The organism is Micromonospora endophytica (assembly GCF_003236305.1).
Taxonomy (GTDB): Bacteria; Actinomycetota; Actinomycetes; order Mycobacteriales; family Micromonosporaceae; genus Micromonospora; species Micromonospora endophytica.
On record NZ_POTX01000002.1, the window covers coordinates 1 to 24,356 of the forward strand.

Below are 24,356 nucleotides of genomic sequence, written 5' to 3' on the forward strand. Positions count from 1 at the left end.
CCCGCTCGACCCCGCCGCATCGCTCGGCCCCGCCGCATCGCTCGGCCCCGCCGCATCGCTCGGCCCCGCCGCATCGCTCGGCCCGCTCGGTGCCGGACCCTGCGGGTCGGTCTGCTGCTGCGGGTAGAAGGTACGGACGTGGTGCTGCGCGGAAACCGGCACCAGCGGCGGCAGTTCATGCTCGCAGCGGGCGTCCCCACGTACCGGGCAACGCGGCCAGAAGGCGCAGCCGGCGGGCAGCTCCAGCGGGCTGGGCGGCGAACCCGCGATGGTGACCAGGTCACCGCCGCCGGCAGCCGGGTCGGGCCGGGCCGCCAGCAGGGCCACCGTGTACGGGTGCGACGGTGCGCCGAAGACGGCGTCGACGGGGCCCTGTTCGACGATGCGGCCGCCGTACATCACCGCCACCGTGTCCGCGATGCCGGCGACCACCCCGAGATCGTGGGTGATCCAGACGACCGCGGTGCCCAGCCGCTGTTGCAGGTCGGCGACCAACTCGACGATCTGGGCCTGGGTGGTGACGTCGAGGGCGGTCGTCGGCTCGTCGGCGATCAGCAGGTCGGGTTCGCAGGCCAACGCCATGGCGATCACCACACGCTGGCGCATGCCGCCGGAGAACTGGTGCGGGTACGCGTCCACCCGCTGCGCGGCCGATGGAATGCCGACCAGTTCGAGCAGCTCGATGGCGCGGGTCCGGGCGGCGCGGCGGGTCAGGCCGAGGTGTTCCTCACCGGCCTCGGTGACCTGCCGGCCCACCGGCAGCACCGGATTGAGCGAGGTCATCGGATCCTGGAAGACGAACCCCACGTGCCGGCCGCGCATCCGCCGACGGCGTTGCGCCGACAAGTCGGTGAGGTCGGTGCCGAGCAGCCGGACTTTTCCGGTCACCCGGGCCGTACGCGGTGCCAGGCCGGTGGCGGCGAGCACGCTCATGCTCTTGCCGCTGCCCGACTCGCCGACCAGGGCCAGGGTCTCCCCCGCCCGGACCGACCAGTCCACCCCGGCCACCGCCCGAGCCTGGCCGCTGCGGGTGCCGATGGTGACGGTGAGATCCTCGACGGCCAGTACGACGTCGTCACTCATCCGGAACTCCTGCGGGATTCGCTGACGGTGAGCTGGCGCGGGTCGAGCACGTCCCGCAACGCGTCGCCGACCAGGTTGAACGCCAGAACGGTGAGGAAGATGGCGGCACCGGGGAACACCCCCAGCCACCACGCCTCGGTGACGAAGCCCCGGCCGTCGTAGAGCATCCGGCCCCAGGCCGGCTCCGGCGGCTGCACACCCAGCCCGAGGAAGGAGAGTGCCGCCTCGGAGAGGATCGCGAAGGCAAGCGACAGCGAGGTCTGCACGATCAGCGGCGCGGCGATGTTCGGCAACACGTGCCGGACGATGATCCGCAGGTCGGAGGCGCCGATCGAGACGGCCGCCCGGACGAACACCTGCTCCCGGACCGACAGCACACCGGCCCGGGTGACCCGGGCGAAGATCGGGGTGTAGACCACCCCGATCGCGATCATCGCGGTGAGCAGTCCCGGCCCCAGCACCGCCACGATGGCCACCGCCAGCAGCAGCACCGGGAACGCGAACAGCACATCCATGCAGCGCATCAGCACGTTGTCCAGCCAGCCCCGGTAGTAGCCGGCGAACAACCCGAAGGTCACCCCCACCACCAGGGCGATGCCGACGCTGACCAGGCCGACCTGGAGCGATACGCGGGCGGCGACCATCACCCGGCTGAGCACGTCCCGGCCCAACTCGTCGGTGCCGAAGGGATGCGACCAGCTGGGCGCCTCCAGCATCCGGTCGATGTTCACCTCGTTGATGCCCGAAGGCGCCAGCCAGGGACCGGCCACCCCCACCACGACCAGCAGCGCGAGCACTGCGGTGCCGGTCAGGGCCAGCGGGTCGTGGCGCAGCGCCGACAGGGCCCGACGCAGTTGGCCGTCGCTCCGGCGGCCCGCACCGCCACCGCCGGTTTCCTCGCCGCTGCGGGTGGCTTCCGTTTCCTCACTCATTTGACGGTGATCCTCGGGTCGAGGCGGGCGTAGAGGATGTCCACCAGCAGGTTGACCAGCAGGAACAGCGCCGCCACCAGCAGCACGGCACCCTGGAGCACGGGATAGTCACGGGCCTGGACCGCGTCGTAGGTCAGCCGGCCGATGCCGGGCCAGGCGAACAGCACCTCGATCACGATCACGCCGCCGAGCAGGCTGGCCAACTGCACCGCCACCACCGTCACCACCGGGATCAGCGCGTTGCGCAGCACGTGCCGCAGCACCACCACCCGGGTCCGCAGCCCCTTCGCCTCGGCGGTGCGGACGTAGTCCTCGGAGAGCACCTCCAGCATCGAGGACCGGATGAACCGGGTCAGGATCGACGCGGTGACCAGCCCGACCGTCGCCGCCGGCAGCGCCACGTGCGAGGCCCATTTGCCCGGATCCTCGGTGAGCGCCACATAGCCCGACGGCGGCAGCCAGCCGAGCACCCCGGCGAAGAGCAGGATGCCCATGATGCCCATCCAGAAGTCGGGCACCGAGACGCCGAACTGGCTGAACACCCGCGCCGCGTGGTCGATCAGCGAGCCGCTGCGGATGGCCGACAGGATGCCCAGCGGAAAGGCGACGAGCATCGCGAACAGCACCGCGGTGACCGCCAGCGACAGCGTCGCGGGCAGCCGTTCCAGCACGATCTCGGTGACCGGCCGTCCGCTGCGGAAGCTGACCCCGAGGTCGCCGGTCAGCGCCCGCCGCAGGTAGTCGAAATACTGCACGACCAGCGGCTGGTCCAGCCCGGCGCGGGCCCGCAGCGCCTCGTACGTCTGCGGGTCGAACCGGGTGCCGAGGGCCACCCGGACCGGATCACCCGGCACCAGTTGCAGCAGCAGGAACACCACGAGGGTCACGCCGAGCAGGACGACACCCGACTGCAACAGCCGACGGAGCACGAAGCGGGCCATCTGAGGTCCCCTGCCGACTCACCGGGCGAGTGCCACGTCGCGGAACCGGATCGCCCGGTCGGTGCGTACCTCGTAGCCGCTGACCTGCCGCGACCAGCCCTGGGCGACGTCCGGGTTGTAGAGGTAGATGTAGCTGGCGTCGTCCACGATCTGCTTGGCCACCTGCTCGTACTGCTGCTTGCGCGCGCCCTGGTCGGTCTCGGTGCGGGCCTGGTCGAGCAGCCGGTCCACGGCGGGGTTGGCGTACTTGTGGAAGTTGAACGTGCCGCCGCTGTGGTGCTGGGCGTAGTAGAACTCGTCGGGGTCGATGTTGCCCAGCCAGCCGAGCATGAACGCGTCGAACTTGCCGCTGCTCTGCTCGTCGAGCCACTGCGCGAAGTCCAGCGTACGGATCTTGACGGTGACGCCGATGGCCTCCAGTTGCGAGGCGATCACCTGCGCGGCGGTGACGGTCTCCGGGTACTCGCTGGTGACCATCAGGTCCATGGTCAGGCCGCTGACGCCGGCCTGATCGAGCAGTTGCCGGGCCTGGTTCGGGTCGTGCCGGTACGGGGCGTACTCGTAGTAGAAGGCGCTGTTCTGCGGGATCGCGGTCTGGTTGACGGTGGCCAGCCCGAACTTGGCGGCCTTGGTGATCGCCTCGCGGTCCAGCGCGAACGCGACAGCCCGGCGCACGTTCACGTCGTCGTACGGCTTGCGGGCCTGGTTGAGCGCGAGGTACCAGTAGTCGCTCGACGGCACCGACTGCACGGTCGGATCGTCGCCGTCCCGCAGCGCGGGGACCTGCTGCGGCGGCAGATTGTCGGTCCACTGCACCTCGCCACCGCGAAGATTCTGCAGGGCCACCGTGGGGTCGCTGACGAAGGTGAACCGTACCCCGTCGAGTTTGGGCTGCTCACCCCAGTAGTTGTCGTTGCGGACCAGGCTGATGTTGTCGCCGGAGGTGTAACTGCCCAGGGCGAAGGGGCCACTGCCGATCGGCTTGGTGGTGATCTCGCCGGACTCCACGTTGGCCTTCTGCACGATCGCCACGCCCTTGAACCCGCCGAGGTTGGCCAGCAGATTCGGCGTCGGCGCGGAGAGGGTGACGACCACAGTGGTCGGATCGGGCGCGGTCACCGACTTCACGGTGGCGAACCGGTACGCGTTGTTCAGCTTCTCGTCGATGATCCGGGTGTAGGAGTAGACCACGTCCTCGGCGGTCAACGGCGAACCGTCGGAGAACTTGAGCCCCTGCCGGAGTGTGAACGTCCAGGTGAGCTGGTCGTCGCTGGTGCTCCACTCGGTGGCCAGCGCCGGCTTCATCTCCAGGTTGGCGTCCGGCTCGACAAGCGTGTCGTAGACGTTCTCCAGCACCTGGAAGCTGTAGTAGGCGGAGGTCTTGTGCGGGTCGAGTTGGTCGGGTTCGCCGCCGATCGCGGCGTTGAGGACCCCGCCGGCGGCCGCCCCGTCCGCCCCGTCAACGTCGACGCCCTCGCCCGTGCTGCACCCGGCCACCACGGCCAGCGTCAACGCGAGTGTGGCCCCGGCCAACCGGAATCTGGTGCTGGACATGGTCCTCCCCCTGGATTCTTGCTGCCTCGTGCCGAACCCACGCTAGTCGCAAACCCGGCGATCGGCAGGACGGCGACTATCCGGCAGGGCAGTTGTTGCTGGTCAGTCGCAGGGTGTACTCGGCGTCGTCGTGGGTGATGCCGGAGGGCTGACCGTCGAACCAGGTCTGCACCTTCTGCCAGCCCTGGCGCTGCTCGTAGTGCAGATGCGGCGCGCCAGAGTTGCCGGTGCTGCCGATCCGACCGATCTGCTCGCCCTGGGCGACCCGCTGCCCCTCCGCCACCAGCGGCGGTTCGAGCAGGTGCAGATACTGGGTCTCCCACTTGCCGCCGTGATCGATCTTGACCCAGTAACCGCCACCGCGACCCCGGGGACCGTCCGGATTCTCCGGAGTACGACCACCGAGCGAGCCGTTGATCCCGGACACGGTTACCGTGCCCGCGGCCGAGGCGAGCACCGGCTGCCCCCACGGGTCACCGTCGAGGGGGAAGAAGTCCACGTCGTACTCGCCGTGACCGGGATAGGTGCCGATCTGCCACGTCTCCCCACAGCCGACGGGCATCTGGAACAACGGTCGCGGCCCCGGCGGCAGGAGCTGCGGCACCACGAACACGGCAGCGGCGGCGAGCACCCCCGCCACACCGACACCGAGCAGCAGGCGCAGGGAACGCGTGCGGCTGCGGCGGTGGGATCGGGGGTGGCCGGTCGTCACGGCCAGAGCATGGCAGATGCCGACAAGTCCTCGACCGCCCGGCCCCCGGGCGGCGGGCGATCGATCGATGACCTTGTGAAGCGTCACGATCACCTGATAGACATCGGATGTCTTTCCGGTTCATTGCCGTTCGGTGTCTGGGGGCGACGGGTGAAGCTGCGACGAGCGGACACGTCGGGACATCCCCGGCTGGCACCGACATGACCGGCGGCTACGCGCCCGAGTTCGCCGGGCTGGCGGCGGTGGTCACCGGCGGCGCGTCCGGCATCGGCCTGGCCACGGCCACCCTGCTCGCGGAGCGAGGTGCCCGGGTGGCGTGCCTCGACCTGAACCCGCAGGCCGTACCGGAACCGATGCTCGGCCTGGCCGCCGACGTGACCGACGACGATTCGGTACGCGCCGCGATCGCCGCCGCACACCAGGCGCTCGGCGGCATCGACGTGCTCGTCAACAACGCCGCCATCGGCGCGGTGGGCACCATCGAGGCCGACTCCGACACCGAGTGGCACCGGGTGCTCGACGTCAACGTGGTGGGCATCGTCCGGGTGACCCGGGCCGCGCTGCCGCACCTGCGCGCCTCGGCGCACGCCGCGATCGTCAACATCGGCTCCATCGCCGCCTGGCTCGGGCTGCCCCAACGGGCGCTCTACAGCGCCAGCAAGGGCGCGGTCCAGGCGCTCACCCTGGCGATGGCCGCCGACCACGTCGCCGCCGGCATCCGGGTCAACTGCGTCAACCCGGGCACCGCCGACACCCCGTGGGTGCGCCGCCTGCTCGACGCCACCGGCGATCCGGCGGCGGCGCTGGCCGCCCTCCGGGCCCGCCAACCCACCGGCCGCCTGGTCACCCCGCGGGAGGTGGCCGCCGCCGTCGCGTACCTGGCCAGCCCACTGGCCGGATCGACCACCGGCACCGTGCTCGCCGTCGACGGCGGGATGCACGGCCTGCGGCTGCCGCAACCGCCAGCGGGCGCGACATGACCTGCGTACGCCTGGGACGGTCGACGGTGGCGGTGAGCCGGCTCGGGCTCGGCTGCGCCCAGCTCGGCAACCTCTACCAGGTCATCGACGACGCCGAGGCCGACGCCACAGTGGCAGCCGCCTGGGACTGCGGCATCCGGTACTTCGACACCGCGCCGCACTACGGTCTCGGGCTCTCGGAGCGTCGGCTCGGCGCCGCGCTGCGCAACCGGCCACGGGACGCGTACACCATCAGCACCAAGGTGGGGCGGCTGCTGGTGCCGGACCCGGCCGGGGCCGGTCGCCGCGACCCGGAGGGCTTCCAGGTGCCCGCCGACCACCGCCGGGTGTGGGACTTCAGCGCCGACGGGGTACGCCGCAGCCTGGAGGCGAGCCTGACCCGGCTCGGCCTGGACCGGATCGACCTCGTGCTCGTCCACGACCCGGAGGGCCATCAGTCGGCGGCGCTGACGCAGGCGTACCCGGCCCTGCACGAACTGCGGGCCCAGGGCACGATCGGCGCGATCGGGGTCGGCTCGAAAGACTGGCCGGTGCTGCACCGCTTCGTCACCGAGACCGACATCGACGCGGTCATGCTCGCCGGTCGGCACACGCTGCTGGCACAGCCGGCCCTGGCGACGCTGCTGCCCGAGTGCCAGCGTCGTGGCGTGTCAGTGCTCAACGTGGGCGTCTTCAACAGCGGACTGCTCGCCGAGGCGCGGCCGCACACCGGCCTGCACTACGACTACGCGCAGGTGCCGCCGCCGGTGTGGGACCGCGTACAGGCGATCGTCGCGGTCTGCGACCGGCACGGCACCACGCTGCCCGCCGCCGCGCTCGCCTACGCCGCCGCGCATCCCGCGGTCGCCGCCGTGGTGGTCGGCGCCGACCACCCGGATCAGGTACGCCGCAACGCCGCCCTGCTCGCCGCCCCACCCCCACCAGCGACCTTCTGGTCCGACCTCGTCAGCGCCGGCTTACTGCAAGGAGGGGCCCCCTATTAACGCCTCGTGCATATAAGGGGCCCCCTCCTAACACCTGCCCCGCGACGGCGCGTACGAAGCGGCGGCGGGTGTGGAACGGCGGGGCGGGTGTGGAGCGGCGGCGGGTGCTCAGCGGGTCGGGCCGAGTGCCGGGCCCGCCTTGCGGACCGCGCGGCGCACCACCGCGCCGCCCGGGTCGCCGGGGTGCCCTGGTCCCACCACGTCACCGCGTACGTCGGCGACGATGGTGGCGAGCAGATCCGCGCTGTGTCGCAGCGACTCGATTTTCGCGGTGAGCAGGTCCAGCTCGCCCTGAAGGGTGTCGGCGATCCGGGCCCGGTCGGCCGGTTCGTCGGGGATCGCCGCCCGGCCGTCCAGCAGGAACTTGAGTGCCTGCCCGACCACACCGGAGGGCAGCGCGGCTGACAGCATGCACCGGATGCGGGCCACCCGGTCGACGTCTGCCTCCTGGTAGATCCGATATCCCGAGTCGGTGCGTACCGGCGTCAGCAGGCCCTGCTCCTCGTAGTAGCGCAGCATCCGCACCGAAGCGCCGGTCCGCGCGCTCAACTCTCCGATCCGCATCGCTTGACTCTAACGTCGATGTCAGGCTTTAGCGTCCGCCTGTGATCCTCTACGTGCTCTTCGTGTGCTCCTTTGCCGTGGCCACCGCCGAGTTCGTGCTGGTCGGTCTCCTCCCCCAGGTCGCGGCCGACCTGGGCGTGTCGGTGCCGGCCGCCGGGCAACTGGTCACCGCGTACATGATCGTGGTGACGGTGGGCGGCCCGGTCGCCGCCGTGCTGACCCGCCGGCTGCCGCGCCGGGAACTACTGGCCGCCACCATGGCGCTGGCCACCGTGTCGGCGGTGGCCAGCGCGATGGCCACGTCGTACCCGATGCTGTTGACGGCCCGGCTGGGTTCGGCGCTGGCGCAGGCGCTGTTCATGGCGGTGGCGTCCCAGGTCGCCATGGCCGCCGTGCCACCCGAGCGGCAGACCGTGGCGGTGGCCCGGGTGTTCGGCGGTTTCGCCCTGGCCACCGTGCTCGGTCTGCCGGTCGGCAGCCTGATCGGCGAGGCGTACGGCTGGCCGGTCACCTTCGTGGTGGTGGCCGGCATGGCCGCCGTCGGGCTGCTCGGCGTGATCGTCTTCTGCCCCCGCATCGCCGCACCGCCACCGGCCGGCGTCCGGGACAGCGTGGGCGCGCTGACCCGGCCCGCGATCCTTGCCGGGCTCGGCGTCACCCTGCTGGCGCTCACCGGCTTCGTGGCCGCCTTCACCTACGTCGCACCGATGCTGCGCGACGTCACCGGACTCAGTCCCGGCTGGGTCAGCATCGGCCTGGTCGGCTACGGTCTCGGCACCATCGCCGGCAACCTGCTCGCCGGCCGGGTACGCCCCGACAGCATCACCCGCCGCCTGCCGCTCGCCGTCGGCGCCCTCGCCCTGATCCTGCTCGCGCAGCCGCTCCTGCTGCCGGTGGCACCGCTGGCCCTCGTCGGTCTGGCACTGCTCGGCGCGGCGACGTTCGTGGTCGTACCCCTGGTCCAGACCTGGCTGATGGGCCAGGTCGACGCGGCCACCACCGGCCTGGTCGCGGCGGTGAACATCTCCGTCGCCGGTGCCGCCGGCGCGCTCGGCGCGGCGCTCGGCGGCGCGGTGCTCACCGTGGGTCTCGGCCCGGCCTGGATCGGCCCGGTCGCCGCCGTCTCGGTCCTGGCCGCGACAGCCGTCGCCGCCGGCATCGCGCGGGCGTCAGCACCAACAACCGGGCGTACGTCAGCAGCGCTGCTCAGGCAGTGAGGCGGGTGGCAGCCGACCCGGCGACCGGACTCCTCGCGCGGGTGGCGAGAACCCGGTCGCCGGGCACGCCGCAGACCGCTATCGTCCGCCAGATGCGGCTGGAGCGGATCACCCCGGAGAACTACGAGGCGGCGCTCGCGCTCTCCGTCCGTCCCGACCAGGAGGATCTGGTCGAGCCGGTGGTCAAATCGCTCGCGGAGGCGTACGTCTATCCGGAGCACGCCTGGCCGCGACTGATCTATGACGGTGACGTCCTGGTCGGTTTCCTGATGGCCTTCCTGGACATCCCGTGGGATCCGGACCGTGATCCCGACGACCGACGCTCCGGTCTGTGGCGGCTGAACATCGCCGCCGACGCCCAGGGACGCGGCTACGGCAGCTTCGCCGTCGACGCCGTCTGCCAGGAGATCCGGGCCCGGGGCGGCACCCGGGCGTACGTCACCTGGGAGCCCCGGGCCGGCGGACCGGAACCCTTCTATCTCAAGCTTGGTTTCCGACCGACCGGCGAGCAGAGCGGCGGCCAGACGGTCGGCGTGCTCGACCTGTCATGACGCGGACGTTCCTGACGCCGGACGACGTGCGTCACCTGGTCGCGGAGCAGTTCGGCGGTGACCGCCGGGTCCTCGCCCTGGACCGGCTGGCCGGCGGCAGCAAGAAGGGCGTCTACCGACTGCGGCTGGACGACCAGACCACGGTGATCCTCTACGTGTGGTCGGCCGAGGAGAACTACTGGCCGCCGTCGCCGACCGTCCCCGACGACCCGTTCACCGACGCGTCCGGCGCGGAACTCTTCGCCACCAACCACGCGGCCCTGGCCGCCGTCGAGGTGCGGCTCCCCCAGCTGCTGCTGCTCGACCGGGACCGCCGCCACCTCGATGCCGACGTCGCCCTGCTGGAGGACGTCGGCGCGGTGACGCTCGAAGCGCTGCGGGAACGGGATCCGGCCGCCGCGACCGGACCGCTGTCCGCGCTCGGTGCGGCCCTGCGCCGGATGCACACCACGATCGGCCCGAGCTACGGCAAGCTCGCCGCCATCGCCAGCGGCGCGGCTACCCAGAGTCGACGCACCGAGGACGTCATCGTGGACCGGGCGCTCCGCCACCTGGACGCTGCCGCCATCCGCGACCCCCGACTGGCCGACGCGCACGATCGGATCGCCGGACACGTACGCCAACTCCGTGACGCGGTAGCCGAACGCCAGACGTACGGGCTGGTGCACGGCGAACTCGGGCCGGATCACGTCCTCGTCACACCCGACGGCGAACCCGTCATGATCGATATCGAGGGCCTGACGTACTTCGACGTCGAATGGGAGCACGCCTGGCTCCAGATGCGCTTCGGCGACGCGTACCCACTGCTGCACCCCGTGGACCTCGACCCGCACCGGCTGGAACTCTACCGATACGCGCAGGTGCTCGCCCTGATCGAAGGCCCGCTGCGGATCGCGGACACCGACTTCCCCGACCGCCAATGGATGCGGGACCTGGCCGAGTGGAACATCACGAAGGCACTCGCCGTCCTTGCGACTCCCGGCTCATGACCTCGGCGGACGACGCCACTCTCCCCAAGCCGATCTTGTTGCAAAAGTGCCCCTATAGGGGCCGAAATCGTCCAAGATTCCCTTGACGAGGGCCTTGGCGGCGACGTTTACCAGATGAAGCAGTTGGGAACGCAGCACCATCGCCCTGCGCGAGGCGGCCGTGTCACGGTCACTTCTCTTGGCCATCAGCTTTCAGCATGCGCGCTATCCGGCCCTGATCGAGCTGCTGCCCGGCCTGCTGGCCGACGCGCAGCGCGGCCACGCGCACGATCCGCGAGCGGGACGGGTGCCGCTTGTGGAGGCGTACCGGGTGACGGCGTCCCTGCTGGTGAAGCTCGGCGAGACGGAACTGGCCGCCCGCGCCTACCTCCAGCTCGACGACCCGGCCAACGCCGCGCGGAGGTTGCTCGACGCCGACCTCATCGCACCCGCCGAGGTACGCCATCGGCCGGCCGCCCGGGACGTGCTCGCTCACGCCGCGGACCATCCGGAGGCACCCAGAGCGCTGGTCGCGCTCGCCGCCATCGTCGAGGTGAGCCGGACATGACCGCGCCGTTTCTCACCCTGGCGCAGATCCTCAACCGGCTCACCCTGACCGCAGGGCGGACGTTGCGTGAGCATCATCCCGACCCGGAGGGCTGCTGCCCGCTCTGCCGTGCCCCTGACTGTGCGGTGGCGAGCGCCGCCCGTGAGGTGCTTGCCACCATCAGGCTGATCCGTTGGCGTCCGGGCCGTTGAAGCTCCGGCGGATCCGCTGACCACGATGAGGCGACAATGGTCGGTCACGTGGACAGGCGTTGGCGCTCGGCGGCCAGCACCTCACGGACGAGTTCGGCCTCCGACAGGTCCACGGCCTCCGGGCTTGAGTCGGCCGTGTCGCTGACCCGGGCGAAGTCGTCGAAGATGCGCCGCTTGCCGGCCAGCAGTTCGGTGATGCGTTTGTCGACGCCGTCCTCGGAGAGCAGCCGGTGCACCTGCACCGACTGCACCTGGCCCATCCGGTGGGCGCGGGCGATGGCCTGGGCCTCGGTCGTCGGCTTGAGCTGCGGTTCGCAGATGACCACGACGGACGCCGACTGGATGTTGAGTCCGACGCCACCGGCGACGATCTGGGCCACCAACACGGCACCGTGTTCGGCGGCGGAGAACTGATCCACCATCTGTTGGCGGTGGTTCGCCGGCACCGACCCGGTCAGCGGCCCGAACACGGGCTCGGGCAGGGCTTGGGCAACCAGGTCGAGCACCTGCCTGAAGTGGGAGAAGACGATGACGCGGCGGCCGTTGTCGGCCGCCTCGCGAACGATCTCGATCAGGCGCTGGACCTTCGTGGACCGGGCGCCCTGAAGCATGGCCGCCTGGCGCATCTCCATGAAGTTGCCGCGTACGACCGCCTCCCGATAGCCGGTGGTGTCCGCCGCCGACATCGGCAGCCACTCCTCGACCTCGATGAGTTCGGGAAGCTCGGTGAGCACGTCCTCCTGGTTGCGGCGCAGGTACGCCGGTGCGATCTGCCGACGGAACCGCTGGGGCGACAGGTCGGTGACGTCGACGGTGAGATCGGGGCGTACGTAGGAGGCAAGGTTGCCGAACTCCTCGACCCGGTTCTCCAGCGGCGTACCGGTCAGCAGGATCGCCCGGTCGGCGCGCGCGACGATCTCCTTCGTCCTGGCCGTCCGCTGGGCCTGCGGGTTCTTGATGTAGTGGGCCTCGTCGACCACGACGCACGCCAGATCGTGGTGGTCCCGCAGCGTCGACTCCCACCAGGCCAGCGTTTCGTACGTGGTGACAGCCACTCCCCCGTCACGCAGCCAGGCGCGGGCGGCGCGGTCGCGTTCCGGGCCGTGCACCCGGTGCGGGCGCAACCTCGACTTGGCGGTGATCTCGCGGACCCAGTTGGTCACCACGGCGGCCGGGCACACCACCAGGAAATGCGTGCTGCCCCGACTGCGCAGGTGCGCCAGGACGGCGATCGCCTCGACGGTCTTGCCGAGGCCCATCTCGTCGCCGATGATCACCTTGCGTTGGACGAGGGCGAAGCGGGCCGCGAAGCTCTGATAGCCGCGCAGCGACGCGGTCAGGTGGGCGCCGTCGAGCGCCTGGTCGCGTACGGCTTGGATGATCTCCTCGGGGAGATCGCCGTGCACCGCGTCCGCGTCGTCGGTGACGAACCCCAGCTCGGCGAGCATGGCGAAGTAGTCGGCGGGGCGGGCCAGGAAGTCGTCCCACGGGTCCGCCGGCACGCTGCGGCGACCGGATCCGGACGACATGCCGAGCAGTTCGGCGCGCCGGATGACCATCCGGATGCTCTCGCCCAGCCCGGCGGCGGCCAGCCCTCGGGTCGGGATCACCAGCAGGTGACTCGTCCTGCGGCTGATGGTTGCGCCCAGCGGGGCAAGCTCGGCGGCACGTTCGAGATCGGCGGCGGCACCACGGGTCTGCCGGTACGCGTCCCACTCGGCGAGGCAGCGCAGCAGGTGGGTGGCCTCCGGGTGGCGGTGGTCGATGTCGATGCGGATCGGCATCTCGTCGTACGTGTTCTGCCAGAGGGTTCGGGCCGCGCCGATCATGCGGCGGGCGGAGGTCTCCCCCACCCCCGGCAGCGCTTGCAGGGACGCGCCCGCGTGCAGCACCTCCTGCACCGTGCCGATCCGTGCCTCGGCGAGGGGCCCGAGCCGGAGTCGGTCGCGGGTGGCGGTCTTCAACACGTCCACCGGCATGTCCCGCAGGATGCGGTGCACCTCGGCCCGTCTGACCTGTTCACCCGCGTCGCGTGCCGCCGAGCGGTAGGAGGCTTCGCCGGCCACCACCTTGTCGATTGCGGCCAACGCCTCCGGCAGCCCCTCGAAGACCGATCGGTCCATCAGCTCGGGCGCGGGGCTGGTCCGTTCGGCGAGCAGGTCGAATCGGAGCATCGGGTCGAGCAGGTCCTCGACTTTGGGCGGCCCCAGGGGGTTGGTGGGGGCGCCGAGCTGCGTCAGGCGCTCAGGCACCCCGGCCGCGATCAGCTCCCCGTGGTGACCACGTAGGAAGTCGGACGCGGTGACCGCCGACTGTTTCCGGGCCGCCCCGGCGAAGAACCGACGCACGCCGAGCAGGGGGGCCACGTCGGCGACGGCGCGGGGCACCTCGCCGGTGAGCAGGCGCAGCAGCGCACGGTCGTCGGCGGTCGGCACGGGCAGCAGGGCCCGCTCCCACAGTCGCCGCACGACGTCCCGATCACTCGCCCCGAGGGCCAGCACCCGCCACGCGGCCCGGCCGGACCGAGCGACCACGACGCTGCGCGTACGCATGGCCCGTTCGTCGCTGCCAGCCGCGTCCTGCACCGTCTGATGCCAGACTCGTACGCCCTCAGCGAGGCGACTCCACTGCCGGAAGTCCGCAGCGAGGCGCCGCATCTCGTCGCGTTCAGTCCTGTCCATGCCCACCCTCAGCGTCGATGACCGGCTGTCTGAGAGCGGTGCGGTGGGTGGTGATCGTTGACGTTCTGGCTGCTGGTTTCTCGGCGTGTCGAGTCGCTCCGACGTCAACGATCATGTGGGTGGGTGCCGGCCGGCGGAGGCCGGCGAGGACGAGGGTGATGACGCCGTCCGCGTCGGTTCGGTGGGTCGGGTGGCCATAGGTCGCGCAGATGCCCTGGAGTGCCATCAGGACCGCGCCGGCGCCGACGTCGCCGCGGATGCGTCCGGTCTCGACGGCGGCGGCCAGGAGGTCGGTGACGGCCTGGCCGATGGCTTGCACGCCGTCGGCCAGTGCGCCCGAGCGGGTGGCCATGAGCGAGGCGAAGGTGCGGGCGATGCCCTCGTTGGCGTGTAGGTAGTCGACCAGCCCGCGCAGGAATGACTCCAGCGCCTCGTCGGCGGGGAGGGTGGCCCGCAGCTCGCGGGCGCGGTCGCACATCGCGGTGATTTCGTCCCGGTAGACCGCCTCGGCCAGGGCCTCCCGGGTGGGAAAGTGGCGGTAGAGCGTGCCGGTGCCCACACCGGCCAGCTTGGCGAAGTCGTCGAAGCGCAGGTTGAAGCAGCCGCCGGCGAAGAGTTCGCGGGCCTTGGCGATCAGGGCGTCGCGGTTGCGGCGGGCGTCGGCGCGCAACGGCTTGGCCTCGGCACGCAACGGCTTGGCCTCGGCACGCAACGGCTTGGCGTCGGTCACACGGCCTCCTTTGTTGACAAGTGGAGACTGTCTCCATATCTTTCCGAAGTGGAGACAGTCTCCGATTGTAGCGTGCAAGGAGCCGCGTGAAGATCTTGATGTTCGGCCGAGGCGTGATCAGCACCGCATACGGGTGGGCCCTGGAACGGGCTGGGCACCAGGTCGAGTTCTACGTCCGGCCGGGGCGAGCGGCGGCGTACGGGGAAGCTATCGACCTTGACCTGCTCGACGCCCGGCGGCGGCCGTGGGGAAAGCGGATCGCCGAGAAGTGGCCGGTGCGCTACCGCGAGACGCTGGAGCCGGACCATGACTTCGACCTGATCGTGCTCAGCGTGCAGCACTACAGCTTCGCCGAGGCGGCGGCCTACCTGGGGCCGCGCGTGGGTGGAGCCACGGTGCTCGTCTTCAACAACCTCTGGGTCGACCCGCTGACCGCGACAGCAGACCTCCCCACCGATCAGCTGGCCTGGGGCTTTCCCGGGGCCGGCGGCGGCTTCGGCGACGACGGTGTGCTGCGGGCGGCTCTGCTGCCCATGGTCTTCTTCGGCACCCTCGACCAGCCGGCGAACGAGCGCGAACGGGCCGTACGCCAGGTGTTCCGCGAAGCCGGGTTCAGAATCCAGGAAAACTCCGACTTCCGTGGCTGGCTGGCGATCCATTTCGTCCAGAACGCCGGTCTGCACACGCAGACCCTGCGGAGGGGCACCCTGGCCAAGCCGTCGACCGGCGACATGCGCGAGATGATCCTCGCCACCCGCGAGCTACTGCCGCTGGTCGAGGCGCGCGGCGTCGATCTGCGGCGGCACCGGACCGAACTGCTGCCCCTCAACGCACTCGCCTGGCTGACTGCACCGGCACTGTCCTGGCTGTTCAATCACTTTCCGCCGATGCGTACGGTGGCGGAGGCCCACGCCAACCCCGAGGAGCCGCGCGCGGTCTGCCGCGACACCCTGGCGGAAGCACGCAGGCTCGGCGTGCCGGCACCCCGGCTGGAGGCAGCCGCGCCCCACTTCACCGGCGCAAGAACGGCCTGACACCCCGCGGCGGCCGCAATGATCACCTTGCGCGATACCGTTCACCGAGCTGATCGCGACCATGCTGCCGCGAGAACTCGACTGCGTCCGGGACACCGCCGGCCTGGCCGCAGTGACGTGGCACCCCGACCGAATCGGTCACCCTATCCGCCCTCTTACCGGTGGTGGATACCGTGCGGGCATGGATCGCCGACCTGCGGCACCATGGGCGCCAGCCATCGTCGCGCTGCTGACGGTGGCATGGCTCGGCGGCGCGCTGCTGCTGATCGGGGGGCTGTTCGCCGTCGGCATCGAGGGCTGGGCACACCAAACCAGCAACAGCGACGGCGCCGCTGCCGCTCTGACGCGTAAGGGAAACCTGGTGATGCTGGCCCTGGCCACCGAGGTGGTGGCCGGCCCGATGGCGATCGCCGTCGTGGCCGTCAGCGGCCTGTTACGCCGGACCGCCGTCGTCTACCTGATCATCGCGCTCGGTCTCGGCATACTCGTAGCGCCGTTCGCCGTCGCCGTGCTTCGGGACGTCGTCCCGTCCCCGCCTCCTTCACCAGCACCGACGCGCTGCCAGGAGTACAGCGGCGGCGATAACCGCTGCCCCGGCGGGTAGCCCGGGTTTCAGGGTTCGCTGCCCTGCTCGTCGATCATGGAGTTTCCGTCGGGACAAAGGTGGCTTTCCACCTCATTACGGCGACCAAAACTCCATGATCGACGAGAGTTCGGGCTAGGTGATGAGGAGTTTGCGGCCTATGCCGGCGCGGAATTGGGACATGGCGTCGGCGTACGACGCCAGCGGGAAGCGGTGGCTGATGAACACCTCCGGGTCGAGGACGCCGGCGGCGAAGAGTTCGGCGGCGCGTTCGAAGCTGTGCAGGACCGCCATCGAGCCGGTGATGGTGACCTCCTGGTTGTAGACGCGATACGGCTCGATGGGGACCCGGGTGGCGTATTCGGAGACACCGAACTGGAGGAAGGTGCCGGCGGGGGCGACCCGGCGCAGGCCGTCGGAGATGGCGGCTTCGACGCCGGTGCAGTCGATGACCACGTCCCAGCCGCGCGGGCGGTCCAACTCGTCGGCGTTGGCGGCGCTCGCCGAGCAGCCGAGCCGGACGGCGGTGGCGAGCCGGTCGGAGTTCGGGTCGACCACGCTGACGGTGGCCGCGCCGCAGCGTTTGGCCAGTTCCAGCATCATCAGGCCCATGGTGCCGGCACCGTAGATCAGGTAGTGGTCGGCCAGTCGCCGGGGCAGCACGTCGAAGCCGCGTACCGCGCAGGAGAGCGGTTCGATCAGCGCGGCGTCGGCCGGGGCGACGCCCTCGGGGAGGACGACGCAGTTTCGGACCGGGGCGAGGGCGTACTCGGCGGCGCCGCCGGGGACGGTGACGCCGATGGCGTTCCACCGTTCGCAGAGGTTTCCTCGGGCGCGCCGGCACTGGTAGCACTCGCCGCAGTGCAGCGACGGGTCGACCGCGACCGGGTCACCGACCCGCAGTTCGGTGACGTCCGCGCCGACCTCGACGACCGTGCCGGCGAACTCGTGGCCCGGCACGATCGGGTACGCGGGCGCGAACTCGCCGTCCATGATGTGCAGGTCGGTGCCGCAGATGCCGCACCCGGCCACGTCGACGACCACGTCCCGGGGGCCGGGCGTGGGATCCGGCACGGACTCCACGCTGATCTGACCCGGCGTGACGATGACTGCTGCTTTCACTTGACCGCCCCCATGGAGAGTCCTCGGACGAGTTGTTTCTGGGCGATCCAGCCGGCCAGCACGACCGGCAGCGACACGATCGTCGCTGCCGCGCAGAGCCGGGCCAGGAAGAGCCCTTCGGAGGTGATGAAGCCGACCAGGAAGATCGGCGAGGTGCCGGCCCGGGTGGCGGTCAGGTTGACCGCGAGGAAGAACTCGTTCCAGCTGAAGATGAAACAGATCAGCGCGGTGGCGGCCAGGCCGGGCGCGATGATCGGCAGCAGGATCCGCCGGATGGTGACCAGCAGGTTGGCGCCGTCCATCGCCGCCGCCTCGATCAGCGCGGTCGGCACCTCCAGCAGGAAGGAGCGCATCATCCAGACCGCGATCGGCAGGTTCATCGCCGTGTAGAGCACGATCAGGGTCCAGACGTTGTCCAGCATGCCGAGGTTCTGCACCAGCAGGTAGATCGGCAGCAGGGCGGCGACGACCGGCAGCATCTTGGTGCTGATGAAGAAGAACAGCACGTCGCGCCACTTGGCGACGGGCCGGATGGAGAGCGCGTACGCCGCCGGGGTGGCCAGCACCAGCACCAGCAGGGTGGAGACCAGGCTGGCCATCAGCGAGTTGAGCAGGTAGGGCGTGAGGTCCCGGTCGAAGACCTGCCGGTAGCCGTCAAGGACCGGGGTGAAGAACCAGGACGGCGGGTTGCTGGCGGCGTCGACCTCCCGTTTAAAGCCGGTCAGCATCATCCAGAGCACGGGCAGGAAGAACAGCAGGCCGGCGAGCCAGGCCAGCACGGTCCAGACCGCCCCGGTGAGGCCCGCGCTCCGCCGGGCCGGGTTCGACGTACGGGTCATCGGGGGTCCTCCATCCGGAACAGGCTGGAGATCAGCCGCAGCGCGAAGGTGGCGACCAGGATGGTGCCGATCACCACCACGACGCCGGCCGCGGCGGCCTCGCCGTACTCGAACTTGCGGAAGGTGGTCAGGTAGATCTCGTACGGCAGGTTGGTGGTGGCCCGGCCGGGACCACCCTGGGTGATGGTGAAGACCGCGTCGAAGGTCTGCACCAGGTAGATCGAGCCGAGCAGCGCACCGAGTTCCAGGTAGGGCCGCAGGTAGGGCAGGGTGACCCGGGTGAAGGTCTGCCACGGTCCGGCGCCGTCGACCCGGGCCGCCTCCAGCGTCTCCAGGGACTGACCCTGCAAGCCGGCCAGGATGATCAACATCATGAACGGGGTCCACTGCCAGACCAGCGCGGCCACCACGGAGACCATCGGGTACTGCGACACCCAGTCGGTGTTGCCGCCGAAGATGCCGTTGATCAGCCCGTACGACGGGTTGTAGATGGCGTGTTTCCAGAGCAGCGCCGCCGCCATCGGCATCACCAGGAACGGGGTGATCAGCAGGGTACGCACGATGCCCCGGCCCGGGAACCTGCGGTCCAGCAGGAGGGCCAGACCGAGCCCGAGCAGCACCGAGACCAGCACCGACGAGGCGGTCAGCACCACCGTGTTGACCAGGGCGGCGCGCAACCGGTCGTCACTGAGCACCGTCGCGTAGTTGGCCAGCCCGATGAACTCGCGGCTGCCGGGCCGCAGCGCGTTCCAGCTCTGGGTGGACAGGTAGAGGGTGAACAGGAACGGCAGTTGGGTCACCACGATGGCGAAGAGCAGGGCGGGCAGCAGCGGGGCGCGGCGGGCCCAGCGTTGCTTCCGGTCCGGCCGGGTGGGACGTACGGTGCGGCGCGGTGTCGCGTCCGCACCGGTGGTGATGGTCGTGGTCATCGGTCCACCTCGGGGCAGGGTCGGGGCCGGACGAGCCGGCCCCGACACGCGACTACCGGTGTTTGCTCGCGGCTTCCTCGGCCAGGCGTTGGCCGTCGGCGAGCGCCTCCTCGACTGTCGACTGGCCGGCGATGGCGGCCGACACCTCCTGGGAGACCTTGGTGCCGAGGTCGGCGAACTCGGGGATGCCGACGAACTGCACACCGAGCGCGGGTCGCGGCTGCACACCGGGGTTGACCGGGTCGGCTTCCTGGATGGACTTGAGGGTGATGTCGGCGAAGGCGGCGGCGGACTCGCGGTACTCCGGGATCTCGTACGTGGACTGGCGTTTGCCGGCCGGCACCCGGGACCAGCCGAGCGAGGAGCCGACAAGCTTCTCGTACTCCTTGCCGGTGGCCCAGGAGATGAACTTCCACGCGGCGTCGGCGTTCTTCGTGGTCTTCGGCATGGCCAGGGCCCACACCCAGAGCCAGCCCGACGAGTCGGTCTTGCTGACCGGGGCGTACGCGTAGCCGACCTTGCCGGCGACGGTGCTGGAGTTGGGGTCCTCCAGGGTGCCGGCGGCGGAGGTGGCGTCGTACCACATGGCGGCCTTGCCCTGGCCGAAGGTGTTGAGGCACTCGGTGAAGCCGGACTGCGGCGCACCCGGCTGGCCGTGGGCGCGCAGCAGGTCGACGTAGAACTTGGTGGCCTCGGTGAACTCGGGCGCGTTCACCTTCGGCGTCCAGTCCTGCTCGAACCAGGTGCCGCCGAAGGTGTTCACCACGGTGGTCAGCGGGGCGAAGAGTTCACCCCAGCCGGGCAGGCCGCGCAGGCAGATGCCGGCGACCCCGGCGTCCTTGTCGTCCAACTCGGCGGCGAACTGGGCGACCTGCTGCCAGGTGGGCCGCTCCGGCATGGTCAGGCCGGCGGCGTCGAAGAGTTCCTTGTTGTACATCAGGAACGACGACTCGCCGTAGAACGGCGCGGCATAGAGCTTGCCGTCCGCCCCGGAGAGCGAGGCGACGGCCGGGCCGAGCAGGTCACCCTTGTCGTAGGCGCTGTCGGCGTCGGCGTACGAACTGAGTTCGTGCAGCCAGTCGTTCTGCGCCCAGATCGGTGCCTCGTACGCCCCGATGGTGGCCACGTCGTACTGGCCGCCCTGGGTGGCGACGTCCTGGGTGACCCGGTCACGTAGTTCGTTCTCCGGCAGGATGGTGAACCGCACGGTGATGCCGGTGTCGGCGGTGAACTTGTCGGCGGTGATCCGGGCCAGGTCCTCCATCTGCGGGTTGCCGACCATCAGGACGGTGATGGCGGTGCCGTCGCCGGAGGAGCCGCCGCCGGCTCCGGAGCAGGCGGTGGCGGTCAGCCCGACCGCCAGCGCGGCGGCGAGCGCCCCGCGCCATCGGCGAGGAGATCGTGTTCTGGGCACAGCGAACCTCCGTGGTGGTGTCGTGGTGAGGTGAGAAGTGGTCGGTGGCGGCGGTCAGACCCGCAGCACCACCGGTCCGAGAAGTGAGTACCGGTGTGCTTCGGACGCCGGCAGCGCGGCGTCGGTGACGATGGTGTCGACGTCCGCGACGTCGGCGAAGCGGCAGAAGCTGTGACTGCCGAACTTGGTGTGCACGCCGCAGAAGACCACCCGCCGCGACACCTGCATCACCTTGGCCTTGACCGCCGCCACGGCGGGGTCGGGTGTGGTCAGTCCGTGCTCGCGGGAGATGCCGTTGGCGCCGACGTAGGCCAGGTCGATGACGAAGCCGGCCAGCATGCCGGTGGCCCAGTGGTCGACGGTGGCCAGGGTGCGTCCCCGGACCCGGCCGCCGAGCAACAGCACCGTGACGCTGGGGTACGCGGCCATGGCCGCCGCGGTGTGCAGGGAGGCGGTCACCATTGTCAGGGGCCGGTGGGTGGGCAACGCCTCGGCGATCAGTTGCGGGGTGTAACCCTCGTCGATGAAGATCGACTCGGCGTCGCCGAGGTGTTCGACGGCGGCGGCGGCGATCCGCCGCTTCTCCACCACCATCCGGGTGGCCCGGGTCTCCAGCGTCGTCTCGAAGCGGGCGGTCTCCACCGGGTACGCGCCGCCGTGGGTGCGGCGGACCAGCCCCTGCTGGGCGAGCAGGCTCAGGTCGCGCCGGATGGTCTCCGGTGCGGTCCCGAGGTCGGCGGCGAGGGTACGCACGTCGACGTCGCCCTGGCGGCGAGCCAGCGTGAGGATGTGGTGTCGGCGCTGGTTCGCGTCCACTGTGCACCTCCCGTCGGCTCGTGTGTCTTTTTGTAACACTGTCGCCGGGGCGGTGACTGCTGTCACATCTCGGTCAATCGGGTGGTTTTGCTGCCCGCTTCCCACCGCCGAATGGGCAGTCGACAACGGGCAAATGACGTGTTGCCCACATATCGACTGCCCGATTCGCGCTGCGACTCGCCCGTTTTCCACCCGGGACGCCCGGTCGGGCACTCGGCGGTCACTCCGGGGCGGCTCCGTTGTCGACAAGCCGGAACGTCTCCGTCACGGGCACGTCGCCAGTCTCCTCGAGGATCAGTCCCCGGGTCGGCGAATTCTGCAGATAGGCCGAGTTGTTGCTGATCACGTACACGTCACCATCGCCGTCGTCGTCGGGGGCCACTGTGAACTGCTGTCGCGGTTCGTCCGGCGCGCAAGGGGCCCCCTCGATCCGCAGCGGCTCGCTGCCCGAAGAACGCACCTCCCAGCAGGTGTCGGTCAGGTCGGTGCCGGGCTCGGCGGTGCGGATCTGGTATGTGCCGGGCCCCTGCGGCGAGAACACGAACAGTTGGCGTCCCTCGTCGCCGTCGACCTCACCCAGTTGGCCGTCGTCGAGCAGCGACAGCCCGCCCTCGAAGGCAGCCACCCGCACGATGGCGACCTTACGTTTCCCGGACAACAGCGGATCGTCGCTCTTCGCAATGGTGGGCTGGCTGGCGGACGGGCTGGCCGGCGGACTGGAGCTGCCGCCGGGTGACGGGCTCGCCTGTGCGGATGTGACGGTCGGGCCCGCCGGCCCGACCGGGTTGGTGTGCGGCGTCGCGTCGGGGCGGGTCAATGCGACACCGGTGCCGATCGCCACGACAGCGACGGCGGCCAGCGCCACCGACGCCGCCCGGCGACGGCTCCGGCGAGTGTCGCCGCGTCGCCGGATGTCGGCCACGGCCGGGACTCTCCCCTGCCCGCCGTGGCCCGCCAGCGCCCGTAGGGCGTCGTCGAGCTGGTGGTCAGAACTCATGGCTGCCCTCCTTCCACGCTCGCGTACCCCGGTTCGGCAAGCTTCGCGGCGAGCGCCCGGCGGCCCCGGGCCAGCCGCGTCTTGACGGTGTTCTCACTGGTGCCGATCTCGGCCGCGATCTCGGCCACGCTCAGCCCGACCAGGTGGTGCAGCACCACGGCCCGACGCTGCTCGGCCGAGATGTGCCGCAGCGCCGTCACGACTGCGACGTGGTCGACCGAGGTGGCCTCCACCCGCTGCTCGGACGCCTCCCGGCGATGGGCGCGCAGCCGGTTCACCGCCTTGCGCCACGCACTCACCGCCACCCGGTACGCCACCCGACGTACCCACGCCTCCGGGCTGTCGCACTGCCGCACGGCAGTCCAGCGGTCCCAGGCCCGGGCGTACGCCTCCGCCACCGCGTCCTCCGCCTCGGCCCGGTTGCCGATCATGGCGTACAGATGTCCCAACACCCGTTGCACGGACGCGGAGTAGAAAGCGTCGAACTCCGCAGCGTCACGCATCGGTCAAATTCTCCGCCCGACCTGGTTGGTTCCGGAAATCGGCACTCTACCGGCGGCCCGGCCGAAATCTTGCCAGCCGGGCCGCCATCGGGTCACTACTGGCGCGGTGCCGGTCCGTTGTCGTTGAACCGGAAGCTGTCGAACGGCGTGGCGTCGCCCAACTCCTCCATGGTCAGGCCGTTGCGCGCGGTGGTCCGCAGGAACGCCGATCGGTTGCTGATCACGTATTCGCGGGGGCCTGCCTCATCGGCCGGGGAGATCTCGAACCGCTGCGCCGGGTCGTTCGTCCGGCAGGTGGCGCCCCGCACGAACAGCGGATTCGTGTCACCTGGGTTGTGCACCTGCCAGCAGACCGGCTTTCCGGTGCCGCCGCTCTGGTATGCCTTGATCAGGTACTGTCCCGAGCCGATCGGAGTCGGTACGAACACCTGCCGTCCCTCGTCGCCGTCGACCTCGGCGAGCCGCCCGCCGTCGAACAGGGACAGCCCGGATTCGAACGCACCCACCCGGACGATCGTGATCCGACGCTTGCCGGAGAGCACCGGATCCACCGCGGCTGCCGGCGCCACTTCGGCCGCGGGTCCACCTTTGGCCACCGGCACCAGTTCGGCCGCCGGTCCCGCCCTGTCGGCCGGGGCGTCGTCTGCGGATGCCAGCGTCACGCCAAACGCCGCTGCGCCGCCGATCAATGCCACCAGGCCCGCACCGGCGAGCCACCTACGCACCAACACAATTCCTCCCGGCTGTCTCGACGCCGAGGCCCGCAGCCGCGCCGGCTGGCGGTCCTCGGTGTGTTCAGCCTGGTTGACGCCGGAGAACAGCACCGGGTTTCACCGATCCGCCAGATTTCCGGGAAGGCGCGCACAGGCAGCGCTGCGGCGGTACGCAGTGGAGTCAGCGCAGCGAGAGCAGACGTATCCCGGTGCGGATCAGGACGACCGCGCCACCGGCGGCCATGACCATGCCGATGCCGGGCATCAACTGTCCCCAGCTGCCGGTGCTGGCGCTCAGGCTGATCAGGCGGGCGGCCTGCCAGCCGACGATGAGGGCCACTGTCGCCCCGGGGATCAGGCTGTGCGCGATGGCCACCTTGCGGTGCGGCAACAGGGCGCCGGCGATGGCGAGGAACGCCACGCTGAGTGTCCACAGGCCGGGTCCGGCCATGCCGTTCAGCGTGCCGAACGGAGTGATCACCCACGGCAGCAGCGAGCCGACGAGCGCGAGCAGGCCACCGACGATCATGCCGAGACTGCCGGCGTGCAGGATGCGTCGGCGGCTCGGGACGGCGGTGGTTGCGGTGTCAGCCATGTCCGGATGCTAGGGGGCTGGCGGCCCACGACCAGCCGGCAATCGGTGAACGGTCATTCGGCATCGGTGAGCGGACCGCGACCCCTCCCGGGACCATCCCAAACCGGACGTGAATGCCGCTCGTAAGGCGCGATCGACCGCTCGTGGACGCTGCGG

26 protein-coding genes are annotated in these 24,356 nt (G+C 70.6%); 9 read left to right on the plus strand and 17 right to left on the minus strand.

Annotation, left to right across the window (positions count from 1 at the left end):
- The 5 genes from C1I93_RS00495 to C1I93_RS00515 form a co-directional block, all read right to left on the minus strand.
- Positions 1-1,083 (minus strand): ABC transporter ATP-binding protein (locus tag C1I93_RS00495; protein ID WP_258378245.1); only part of this gene is annotated, 1,083 nt, incomplete at its 3' end.
- On the minus strand, positions 1,080-2,015 hold the full coding sequence (locus C1I93_RS00500; protein ID WP_223256298.1) for an ABC transporter permease: 936 nt from the start codon (positions 2,013-2,015) through the stop codon (positions 1,080-1,082). The genes C1I93_RS00500 and C1I93_RS00495, both read right to left, overlap by 4 nt.
- Entirely contained in the window at positions 2,012-2,956 is a 945-nt protein-coding gene (locus C1I93_RS00505) for an ABC transporter permease (protein ID WP_111241184.1), read from the minus strand. The genes C1I93_RS00500 and C1I93_RS00505 overlap by 4 nt, the downstream gene beginning before the upstream one ends.
- An 18-nt stretch (positions 2,957-2,974) precedes the next feature.
- Positions 2,975-4,510 (minus strand): ABC transporter substrate-binding protein, encoded by a 1,536-nt coding sequence (locus tag C1I93_RS00510; protein ID WP_111241185.1) that lies wholly within the window; start codon positions 4,508-4,510, stop codon positions 2,975-2,977.
- A 76-nt stretch (positions 4,511-4,586) separates the two neighbouring features.
- Complete coding sequence (locus tag C1I93_RS00515) at positions 4,587-5,222, minus strand: M23 family metallopeptidase (RefSeq protein ID WP_111241186.1); 636 nt, start codon at positions 5,220-5,222, stop codon at positions 4,587-4,589.
- A 200-nt stretch (positions 5,223-5,422) separates the two neighbouring features.
- On the opposite strand from C1I93_RS00515, the gene C1I93_RS00520 reads away from it, so the two are divergent.
- Both C1I93_RS00520 and C1I93_RS00525 read left to right on the plus strand, forming a co-directional pair.
- Positions 5,423-6,202, plus strand: a complete 780-nt coding sequence (locus C1I93_RS00520) for an SDR family NAD(P)-dependent oxidoreductase (RefSeq protein ID WP_111241187.1) — start codon at positions 5,423-5,425, stop codon at positions 6,200-6,202.
- The gene (locus C1I93_RS00525; RefSeq protein WP_111241188.1) at positions 6,199-7,185 is read left to right on the plus strand and encodes an aldo/keto reductase; all 987 of its coding nucleotides are present in this window, start codon (positions 6,199-6,201) and stop codon (positions 7,183-7,185) included. Before C1I93_RS00520 ends, C1I93_RS00525 begins: the two co-directional genes overlap by 4 nt.
- Before the next feature lie 108 nt (positions 7,186-7,293).
- Here the strand turns inward: C1I93_RS00525 and C1I93_RS00530 are convergent, their stop codons facing one another.
- Positions 7,294-7,749 carry a MerR family transcriptional regulator gene (locus C1I93_RS00530; RefSeq protein ID WP_111241189.1) on the minus strand — a complete coding sequence of 152 codons (456 nt, stop codon included), beginning with the start codon at positions 7,747-7,749 and terminating at the stop codon, positions 7,294-7,296.
- A 41-nt stretch (positions 7,750-7,790) separates the two neighbouring features.
- Between C1I93_RS00530 and C1I93_RS00535 the strand changes: the two genes are divergently transcribed.
- From C1I93_RS00535 to C1I93_RS00555, 5 genes are all read left to right on the plus strand, one after another.
- A complete protein-coding gene (locus C1I93_RS00535) occupies positions 7,791-8,966 on the plus strand; it encodes an MFS transporter (RefSeq protein ID WP_111241190.1) in 1,176 nt (391 codons plus the stop codon).
- Positions 8,967-9,058: 92 nt separating this feature from the next.
- A complete protein-coding gene (locus C1I93_RS00540; RefSeq protein ID WP_111241191.1) occupies positions 9,059-9,517 on the plus strand; it encodes a GNAT family N-acetyltransferase in 459 nt (152 codons plus the stop codon).
- On the plus strand, positions 9,514-10,506 hold the full coding sequence (locus C1I93_RS00545; protein WP_111241192.1) for a phosphotransferase family protein: 993 nt from the start codon (positions 9,514-9,516) through the stop codon (positions 10,504-10,506). The genes C1I93_RS00540 and C1I93_RS00545 overlap by 4 nt, the downstream gene beginning before the upstream one ends.
- Positions 10,507-10,684: 178 nt before the next feature.
- Complete coding sequence (locus C1I93_RS00550) at positions 10,685-11,053, plus strand: hypothetical protein (RefSeq protein WP_111241193.1); 369 nt, start codon at positions 10,685-10,687, stop codon at positions 11,051-11,053.
- Positions 11,050-11,244 carry a hypothetical protein gene (locus C1I93_RS00555; RefSeq protein ID WP_181444948.1) on the plus strand — a complete coding sequence of 65 codons (195 nt, stop codon included), beginning with the start codon at positions 11,050-11,052 and terminating at the stop codon, positions 11,242-11,244. Before C1I93_RS00550 ends, C1I93_RS00555 begins: the two co-directional genes overlap by 4 nt.
- A 44-nt stretch (positions 11,245-11,288) precedes the next feature.
- Here the strand turns inward: C1I93_RS00555 and C1I93_RS00560 are convergent, their stop codons facing one another.
- Positions 11,289-13,925, minus strand: coding sequence for a DEAD/DEAH box helicase (locus C1I93_RS00560; RefSeq protein WP_111241194.1), 2,637 nt, complete (start codon positions 13,923-13,925; stop codon positions 11,289-11,291).
- Positions 13,912-14,655 carry a TetR/AcrR family transcriptional regulator gene (locus C1I93_RS00565; protein WP_223256297.1) on the minus strand — a complete coding sequence of 248 codons (744 nt, stop codon included), beginning with the start codon at positions 14,653-14,655 and terminating at the stop codon, positions 13,912-13,914. The genes C1I93_RS00560 and C1I93_RS00565 overlap by 14 nt, the downstream gene beginning before the upstream one ends.
- A gap of 86 nt (positions 14,656-14,741) precedes the next feature.
- On the opposite strand from C1I93_RS00565, the gene C1I93_RS00570 reads away from it, so the two are divergent.
- Both C1I93_RS00570 and C1I93_RS00575 read left to right on the plus strand, forming a co-directional pair.
- Positions 14,742-15,689 (plus strand): ketopantoate reductase family protein, encoded by a 948-nt coding sequence (locus C1I93_RS00570; RefSeq protein ID WP_111241195.1) that lies wholly within the window; start codon positions 14,742-14,744, stop codon positions 15,687-15,689.
- Between the two features lie 181 nt (positions 15,690-15,870).
- Complete coding sequence (locus tag C1I93_RS00575; protein ID WP_111241196.1) at positions 15,871-16,293, plus strand: hypothetical protein; 423 nt, start codon at positions 15,871-15,873, stop codon at positions 16,291-16,293.
- A 114-nt stretch (positions 16,294-16,407) separates the two neighbouring features.
- Here the strand turns inward: C1I93_RS00575 and C1I93_RS00580 are convergent, their stop codons facing one another.
- The 9 genes from C1I93_RS00580 to C1I93_RS00620 form a co-directional block, all read right to left on the minus strand.
- Positions 16,408-17,394: a zinc-dependent alcohol dehydrogenase family protein gene (locus C1I93_RS00580; protein ID WP_111241197.1), complete on the minus strand. Its 987-nt coding sequence runs from the start codon at positions 17,392-17,394 to the stop codon at positions 16,408-16,410.
- The gene (locus tag C1I93_RS00585; RefSeq protein WP_111241198.1) at positions 17,391-18,233 is read right to left on the minus strand and encodes a carbohydrate ABC transporter permease; all 843 of its coding nucleotides are present in this window, start codon (positions 18,231-18,233) and stop codon (positions 17,391-17,393) included. The genes C1I93_RS00580 and C1I93_RS00585 overlap by 4 nt, the downstream gene beginning before the upstream one ends.
- Entirely contained in the window at positions 18,230-19,162 is a 933-nt protein-coding gene (locus tag C1I93_RS00590; RefSeq protein ID WP_111241199.1) for a carbohydrate ABC transporter permease, read from the minus strand. Before C1I93_RS00590 ends, C1I93_RS00585 begins: the two co-directional genes overlap by 4 nt.
- Before the next feature lie 52 nt (positions 19,163-19,214).
- On the minus strand, positions 19,215-20,576 hold the full coding sequence (locus tag C1I93_RS00595; protein ID WP_111241200.1) for an ABC transporter substrate-binding protein: 1,362 nt from the start codon (positions 20,574-20,576) through the stop codon (positions 19,215-19,217).
- A gap of 54 nt (positions 20,577-20,630) precedes the next feature.
- The gene (locus C1I93_RS00600; protein WP_111241201.1) at positions 20,631-21,392 is read right to left on the minus strand and encodes a DeoR/GlpR family DNA-binding transcription regulator; all 762 of its coding nucleotides are present in this window, start codon (positions 21,390-21,392) and stop codon (positions 20,631-20,633) included.
- Positions 21,393-21,612: 220 nt separating this feature from the next.
- The gene (locus C1I93_RS00605) at positions 21,613-22,389 is read right to left on the minus strand and encodes a hypothetical protein (RefSeq protein ID WP_111241202.1); all 777 of its coding nucleotides are present in this window, start codon (positions 22,387-22,389) and stop codon (positions 21,613-21,615) included.
- Positions 22,386-22,892: a sigma-70 family RNA polymerase sigma factor gene (locus C1I93_RS00610; protein ID WP_111241203.1), complete on the minus strand. Its 507-nt coding sequence runs from the start codon at positions 22,890-22,892 to the stop codon at positions 22,386-22,388. The genes C1I93_RS00605 and C1I93_RS00610 overlap by 4 nt, the downstream gene beginning before the upstream one ends.
- Before the next feature lie 95 nt (positions 22,893-22,987).
- Complete coding sequence (locus C1I93_RS00615; RefSeq protein ID WP_223256296.1) at positions 22,988-23,617, minus strand: RICIN domain-containing protein; 630 nt, start codon at positions 23,615-23,617, stop codon at positions 22,988-22,990.
- A 169-nt stretch (positions 23,618-23,786) separates the two neighbouring features.
- Positions 23,787-24,200, minus strand: coding sequence for a hypothetical protein (locus tag C1I93_RS00620; RefSeq protein ID WP_111241204.1), 414 nt, complete (start codon positions 24,198-24,200; stop codon positions 23,787-23,789).
- Between the last annotated feature and the right edge of the window lie 156 nt (positions 24,201-24,356).